Annotated in this window: 6 protein-coding genes and 1 pseudogene; 4 read left to right on the top strand and 3 right to left on the bottom strand. The window is 60.2% G+C overall.

Annotated elements, in window-relative coordinates:
* Positions 1–202: 202 nt before the first annotated feature.
* Entirely contained in the window at positions 203–385 is a 183-nt protein-coding gene (locus tag NKH29_RS32000) for a hypothetical protein (RefSeq protein ID WP_352589228.1), read from the bottom strand.
* An 844-nt stretch (positions 386–1,229) separates the two neighbouring features.
* Between NKH29_RS32000 and NKH29_RS32005 the strand changes: the two are divergent.
* Together NKH29_RS32005 and NKH29_RS32010 are read left to right on the top strand one after the other, a co-directional pair.
* Positions 1,230–2,098 (top strand): annotated as a pseudogene (locus tag NKH29_RS32005) (MBL fold metallo-hydrolase).
* Between the two features lie 342 nt (positions 2,099–2,440).
* Positions 2,441–2,893, top strand: a complete 453-nt coding sequence (locus NKH29_RS32010; RefSeq protein WP_023722560.1) for a YidB family protein — start codon at positions 2,441–2,443, stop codon at positions 2,891–2,893.
* 187 nt (positions 2,894–3,080) lie between these two features.
* On the opposite strand, the gene NKH29_RS32015 is transcribed toward NKH29_RS32010, so the two are convergent.
* Positions 3,081–3,434, bottom strand: coding sequence for a hypothetical protein (locus tag NKH29_RS32015; RefSeq protein ID WP_245278762.1), 354 nt, complete (start codon positions 3,432–3,434; stop codon positions 3,081–3,083).
* A 649-nt stretch (positions 3,435–4,083) separates the two neighbouring features.
* Here NKH29_RS32015 and NKH29_RS32790 point away from each other — a divergent pair.
* Positions 4,084–4,443, top strand: coding sequence for a PHB depolymerase family esterase (locus NKH29_RS32790; RefSeq protein WP_502896865.1), 360 nt, complete (start codon positions 4,084–4,086; stop codon positions 4,441–4,443).
* Between the two features lie 774 nt (positions 4,444–5,217).
* On the opposite strand, the gene NKH29_RS32025 is transcribed toward NKH29_RS32790, so the two are convergent.
* Entirely contained in the window at positions 5,218–6,300 is a 1,083-nt protein-coding gene (locus NKH29_RS32025) for a sensor histidine kinase (protein ID WP_353001369.1), read from the bottom strand.
* A gap of 147 nt (positions 6,301–6,447) precedes the next feature.
* Between NKH29_RS32025 and NKH29_RS32030 the strand changes: the two genes are divergently transcribed.
* Positions 6,448–7,233 (top strand): alpha/beta fold hydrolase, encoded by a 786-nt coding sequence (locus NKH29_RS32030; protein WP_353001370.1) that lies wholly within the window; start codon positions 6,448–6,450, stop codon positions 7,231–7,233.
* Positions 7,234–7,600 lie beyond the last annotated feature (367 nt).

Below are 7,600 nucleotides of genomic sequence, written 5' to 3' on the forward strand. Positions count from 1 at the left end.
CACCACCGTGCCATGGCCGCTCGCCCTTCAGAGCAAGCGCCGTTCTCTCTCCAAAACTTTTTGCAGAACCTTCAGGACACTATCGGCGGTGTTGGTCAGAGACACCTAGAACCTTATACCGCATCCAATTTAGCTAGTTGTCATTGGGGGGAGCAATGTCCCCTCCTCTTTTGCAGCAGCTAGGAATGCCTTGCGGGCCTCCTCAGGTTCCATCTCGTCGAAAAATTACGGCCATGCAAACGCGCACCGCGAGGTCCCACCAAGGACCACGCTTGGTCCACTTCATCAGCTCCTCGCCGGCTGCCTCGGCGTTGTTGACATTGCGGATGATCCCGGGACGCTCGGTCTTGACGGGGACCGGAGGGTTGAACCAGTGGAGAGCCATGCGGTCACTCTTTGTCGACCTTATCAAGTTCCTCCAGCAAATACCTTTGCTCAGCCCGCAGTTCCCGTTCTACAGGCAGATATAGCAGGTTGCGAAGGTAATTACGGATTACCTCTGACTATTGAAATGCGCAGGACGGCGCGCTTCCGTTGCGATGCCACAGCGGCTGAAGTTGGCTGACAGCTACTCGCGACCGTCAAAAGCCACGCAGAGGCCCAAGGCAGTTGCTGCCTCGACGATTGCCTCGGTTAGTTCTTCGTCGGAGGCCACCAAATAAGGCGCAGTCTCCCGAGCTTCGCGTAGTGCCGCTTTGATCGAGACGGTGTCGCCACGGTCCGTCGCGGATGGTGCGAAGGCCGAGTTCGGCGCAGCCGCGGTAGGCGCCCAGGGCATGCAAATTATGCGAGGTCGCACGAATAAGATCGAGGCGAACCCCGTCCTTGCGCCGGTGCGAGGAGCACTCAAAGCCTGCCATGAAAAACTGGCGAAGCGCGAAGCTTGCGGAACCGGAGCCTCCACCTGGTGCTCGTCCCTGCGCCCCACTTCGCTCATTCGAAGTCTCCTTTCAGCAGTCGGCTTCGAACTCGGCCGCCTTGTTAGGACCGGGAACCGCGTTGGCGAAATACCGCATCCAATCGGGCGCGCGCCATCTTCGTTGCTCAGTCCAGCTCGTCCTTGCGTGGCCGGGTAATGCCGAACCGATTGGTCGAGCCTTGTTCCTGTGGTGGACTGTCCGGAGCTGGGGGCGAATGAGGAACAAGGGGGGCCGTGCCAAGTTCGGGGCGATGTACCACCGCCGATCGACTCGAGCGGCTGCTCAGCAACAAGAGAGGCACGGGATCACATGACCGTTCAGATTCGACTTTCCGAGATCGACCACGCCAGGCGCGAGGATCGTGGCGACGGCGCTTGGAGCATCGCACCGGACTTGGGCTATTTGCGGCTAGCAATCGTCAATGTCGTGTTCTTCGGCGCACCGGCAGCGGAGATCGGAACTGGGTGCTGATCGATACCGGGTTGCCGACGTCCCGCAGCAGCATTCTTGCGGTCGCGGAAAGGCGGTTTGGCACGAACGCACGGCCGGCCGCGATCATCCTGACCCACGGCCATTTCGACCATGTGGGAACGGTTCTAGACCTCGCAAATAAATGGGACGTGCCTGTCTTCGCGCATCCACTCGAGCACCCCTATTTGGACGGAACCGCATCCTATCCGCCACCCGATCCCTGGGTCGGGGGTGGACTGATGGCGCTGCTGTCGCCGCTTTTTCCACGCGGGCCAATTGATCTTGGCAACCGTTTGGAACTCTTACCTGCCGACGGATCGATCCCCGGAATGCCCGGATGGCGATGGTTACACACACCCGGGCACGCGCCTGGGCATATCTCGCTCTGGCGCGAGAAGGACCGTTCGCTGATCGTAGGGGACGCTTTCATCACCACCGGTCAGGAGTCAGTCTATGAGGTCGCCGTTCAGGATCTTGAGATGCACGGTCCGCCGCGCTACTTCACGCCGGACTGGGATGCGGCGGAAAGATCCGTGAAGCACCTGGCTGCCCTGAACCCGCAGATGGTCATCAGTGGACACGGTGCGGCTGCTGCGGGAGTGGGCATGCGTCACGCTCTTGACAGCCTGGCTGAGCGGTTCAGGGTGTTCGCCGTCCCGCCGAAATTGAAATTTGTGCGCGAGCCGGCGGCAGTCCAAGGTAGCTGAGGCTAACCGAGCCGCCGCCGTTCTGAAGTATGGTCAAGTTGGGCAGACTCTATTTCTCGAGCCGGTAGAGTTACCCGTCGGGTCGTGCCCCCTACCGTCGCCGACAAACTCTGACAAGCGGAACAAACCCGGAAGGCGCCGGGTTAGGGCGTTCGATCGGCGCAGGCGACAGCGGCCAAGCGCCCCGAAGTTCTGCGTCAGGAGAAGACGTCAGATGGAAAAGAGTACCCGAGGACGCGCCCTCTCCGCCGGCGAGCCGACCGGCAAGAAGTTGTTCGAGCCCACACGCGTCGGCATCCGCCGAGACTTGGCTTCGATTCGCTCAACCGTGGAGGAGACCAAATGGCAAATCTGGGAAGATTGGCGATCGCCATGCTTGGCGTTCTGGCATACCAAAATCGCGACAAGCTCTGTGAATTGATTCCGGGAGCGGGGTATCTTAACCCAAACGACCCGCAACGCAGAATTCTGGCTCAGATAACGAATGGCGTGTCGAGGGCTGACCTTGGTGAGATCCTCGACCGGTTCAGGGAGGTGGGGGCAGGATCGAAGGTCGACTCGTGGGTTGGCAGCGGGCCAAACCAACCGATCGAGCCAAGGGACGTCGAAGCGGCAATGGACGAAGGTACACTCACGTCCATTTTGATGCACACGGGTCTTTCGCGCGACGAGCTAATCAGAAGGATTGCGCGGGATCTACCCGAGACAGTCAACGAGATGACGCCGAATGGTGAATGGCCGCCTGAGCCGACACAAGGCTTGGATAAGTCGACCCTGCTCGACAATGTATCGTAGGGGACGCAGCCAGGAATGCAGCCGGCCAAGGCGAGATCCAGTACTCTACACCGGGGAATCCAATTGCTCGGACGCACCCAGTTGGACAGCCCGCCAGCCGCAAGTTACCGGCCTTGGGAAGGCTCGTCGGTCGTGTCCCATCAGGTGGTGTAGCTCGGCGGTTACGAAGCCGCTCGCGAGCGCGCCGTCAGTAGCGAGTGGGGCGGCCGAGGTCGCGGGGCAGCGGTGGTCCAAGCATCGGGGGCTTGGGCTTGATCCCGGAATAGTCCTTAGACAGCCTTTCAATTGCCTCCGTGGTTGGCTTCCGCTCAGTGTTGTAAAGCTCGTCAGCCTGCTCTTTGATGCGCAGCGCCGGTCCCTGCAGCGCCATCATGGTGACGCCTAGAACGGTGCCGGAAGCAACAGCTGCAATGGCGACAATAATGCTGCGCTTGAAGCGCACAGCGCGGCGAGGCGAGGCCCGCAGCTGCAGCTGTTCTGGATCGAGTTTCGGTGTAGCATCGGAGCGGGGAGTATCCGTCATGGACCGCATCCCGTTCATCGAGATCTCCAGCCCCACACGATCTGAGAAGGCGGCCGGGAGATGGGGCAGAAGTCGGGTGCTCCGCGTTAAGTGAAGCATGCGGCAACGGAGGCACGCCTTGCGAAGCTCGCCGGTCACTGTCGTGTCATGTTCCCGTAGACCTCCGGAGTGCGCCACCGTCCGCCCATCACTTGGTTTGTCTTGGCGGGGCGGTTGCCGCAAGCGCGTCGGCCGACAAAGCGTCTGTTGAACTGCTACGCCCAGAATACATCGCCATCGCAGCGGCAGCGCAGGGCGGCAAGCGGCACCGCGACAAGGAAGCGGTCTGCCCACCATCAGGTTTCCTCCAAGCCCAGCTCCAGGGCTCGGCCGGACTTTGTCTCCCCACCTACCTTGCTATTGTGCAATGCGGCAGCGATATTGCTGCGTATGCGTTGAGCGGATCGAGGTCCATTCGGGCATCACAACCGGAGGCGGCTCGATTGCGAAAAAAATCCGATACGTCGCAAGTATCGCCGCGTTGTAAGCGCGATATGCGTCACATACTCCCAAACGTAGCGGGTCGAACCATCTGCAGACGCTGGCCGAGTTCGGTACCAAACCCGGCGCGTTGGGGGCCACGTTTTATCTTCCCGATGAACTGCCCAAAGGCGCTCCGCTCGTGGTCATGCTGCATGGCTGCACCCAGACTGCGGCAGCGTACAACCGTCACTCCGGATGGTCGCGACTTTCGGACGAAACCGGGTTCGCCCTGCTCTTTCACGAGCAGCAACGCGGCAACAATCCAAACCTCTGTTTCAAATGGTTCCAGCCTGACGACGCCAAGCGCGGTTCGGGCGAGGCGCTTTCGATCCGCCAGATGATCAAGACGATGGTCGTCACCCACGGTCTCGACCACGGGCTTTTCGGCTGGAGGCGCAATGGCAGCGGCCATGCTGGCGACATATCCGGAAGTATTTGGAAGGCTGTGCGATATTGCCGGCCTGCCCTACGGCAGCGCAACGACAATCCCGGACGCGTTCGATAGAATGCGTGGACATGGCGGCCCGTCGGAACAGGATCTGCAACGAACTCCGCGGCGCGTCGCATCATCGAGGACCGTGGCCGAAGATCTCAATTTGCCACGGCACCGCCGACCAGACGGTTTCGCCTTCCAACGCCGAAGCGCTCGCGAGCCACTGGCGGGAGGTCCATCGGGCAAAAGCGCTAACGCATCTTTAGGCTGCCGGCCAGCACGCAAAGCAAGTTTGGCGTGATGGCGCGGGAGAAGTCTTGATCGAGGTCAACATGATCGCTGGGATGGGCCGCTCGGCAACGGCCTCGGCGCTCCGGGACCCTTTATGCTTGATGTCGGCATCTCTTCCACTCAGGAGATCGCGCGGTTCTGGGGCATCTTGGTAACGGAGAAGGGTGTCTCCACGACATCGAGGCCAGAGTTGCCTGCTCGCCAGCACGTGCCATCCCGTTTGGAGATACCAGCTATGGAAAAGGCGAAGACGGCGTCCTCGGAGTCAACCGCCACCCTCCAGTCCCCGCGTACTAACGCATCGGGCCAGCCGGGCGTGAAGAACCTCATCGAGCACGCCCTTCGGACAGCGGGCCTTATGCGCTAACCCAAGCGAGCGCACCGCCCCCACACGTCGTCCCTGCTTCCCCGCCAATAATAATGCGGCCCTTCGACCGGGAAATTTGGACCGGTGATGGAAGCCGTCTCGAAGACCTCCGGGCCTATTTGCAAGCACACTGTTCAAGGCCGCGATATGAACGCAACTGCCAGTGCAGTATGTTCGACGGCAATTTTTCAGCTTGCTGCCGCCGATCGTTTGAAGATGATGGTCACCTTCGTCCCTTTGCTAGCGCTAGAGTCGACTGCGAACTGCGCCTTGGCGTTCTCGGTCAGCGAGCGCGCGATCAGCGCTCCGAGCTTGCCTGGCTTGGGCCACGTCTCGCCTTCCGGCAGGCCGATTCCGTCGTCCGCCACTATAACCCGGCAGCCGTCGCCATTGACGATGCTGTGCAGCGTTATCGTGCCGCCGTCGCGTCCCCGGAACGCATGCTTTAGTGAATTGGTCAGCAATTCGTTCACGACCAGTCCCGCCGGCATGGCGACGTTTATTGACACGGGATATGTATCGACCTTCATATCCAGGCGGATCCCCTCGACTGCATGCGAACTCATCACCGCGGACGCGATCTGGCTGAGATAGACGCCAAGATCGACCTCCTCCTTCGGCTCGTCGGCCGTTAGCGTCTGGTAGAGGATCGCCAGAGCGTCGACGCGACCGGCGAGCCGCTCAAACCGTCTCCGGTCGGCCTCGGTTGCGTTGCGGCTTTCCAGCCGGATCAGTGCAGTGATCATCTGCAGGTTGTTCTTTACCCGGTGCTGCAGTTCGCGTAGCAGCGTGTCTTTCTCGCTGACACGCTCCTCCACCGAGCGCTCATCTCCCGCCTCGCCATGGGCCGATACGTCGACCAGCGCCACCAGCCGGAAGCACATCTTGCCGTTGTCGTCCTCGATCACGTTGGAATAAACGTCGACGATCGCCGGCTTGTCCTCGTTGCGCTCCAGCCTGTAGGTGCCGACTAAATCGGTTCCCTCGACCACGGCCTCGGCAAGCGGCCTGTCCTTTTGCTGATGGAGGCCTTTGCCCAAAAGGGCTGCCCAGTTTTCCCGGGTGAGCCTGGCGGCCATCAGGCCTGAGAGCTTCTCGAATTCGGGATTGGCGTAGACCACACGCTCCTCAGCGGCAAGGTCGGAAACGGCTATGGCGATCGGCACCTGGTCAAGGAATTTTTTGAACTGTTCGCTTTCCAGTGCGGTTGCAAGCTCAGGTGTATCAAGCAACTGCTCGACCGCCGCGGGCTTCTCTGAATCAGATGTCATTTGCGCGCCTGTTCCGTGCGTACAATATCAACAATCCAGCGCCCCCGCCATCGCCAAAGCTGGACACTGCATTTTCATGCGCCGCGTATAGGCCTCGAGGAACAAGTCGCCAGTCAGCTGGACTTCATGCGGGCCGAGAACGATAGCGTGAATGCGATCACGCAGATGACCACCGGCCAATTGAACCAGCTACCTGAGCATCACGATAGCTTATCTATCTTGGCCCGGCCCTGCCCCGGCCTTTTCAGACGTGCGCTGACGCGATGGTCGAGCCATATCGACTCGCCTACATCGTATGTTCACGACAGCGGAAATCGCCTGTGGGCAATGCAACCAGGCAGATCATCGAAGATTGCCCGGGACATCACGTCGCCGAGGGAAACCGGGCATCGTATTCGCATGCTGATGCGCGAGGTCAACCATCGCGTCAAATCAGTATTCGATCATCATTTCGATCCGCGAGACCAACAAGCGGGCCGAAAGCCCGGCCGCATTGGAAGCGCATTGTGTCACACATTTATGCCACTCCTTGTCAGGCTGACTTGGCCGCTGGCAGTGCCGAAGATATTTGGGCCGGCTGCAGTGTCGACCGTCTCCGCTTCGGCTATGAAGGAACTTGCAAGCCGTCCCTCGCAATTGCGGTCCACCTCAGCGGAATCGGGCTTACTTGTTCCGTCGGCGCTGCTTCGCTCCAGCTATAAAGAGGTATCGGTGCCTGCCGGAATCCTAGCCGGCGATGGTGACCGCCTGCTCGATGCGAAGGGGCAGGCCCACCGCCTTCATGCTGATGTGCCAGGTTCGGTGATTCATATCGTGCAGAATTCCGGTCACATGGTGCACCACAGCGCGTCCCAAGCCGTCCTTGCCATGATCCATACAGTGGTCGCCACGGCGGGAGCGAACGATGAAGCATTGCGGCGCACCCATGACTAGCCCCCCGCAACGCTACCGGTGCGACTCGCGGCTTGCTGCAATCGATGCGTGCCTTGCCGAGCTGCGCGGCAAACAATTTAGACCTGAGCCAAACATCCTTGTTGCGGTGTGGCTTCAAATGCGTACCGAACGTGGAGCCGCTTGCATGTAACCAAATTGCCGGCTCGGCGTTTCCTTCGACGCCGTTGCAACGGTCCCGCCCACCAACGCAAGCTTACAGAACACGAATTAGCGAGGCGATAGCTTCTTCCACAAGTATAGACTGGCAAATTCATGGGTCGTAATTTTCTGGTGATTGAACCTGAGGAAGGCATTGCCGTGCTCAAGGGGCTTGCCTCCTCGGCGCGTATCTCGATGCTGAAACTGC

The organism is Mesorhizobium sp. M1295 (genome assembly GCF_040318135.1).
Taxonomy (GTDB): domain Bacteria; phylum Pseudomonadota; class Alphaproteobacteria; order Rhizobiales; family Rhizobiaceae; genus Mesorhizobium.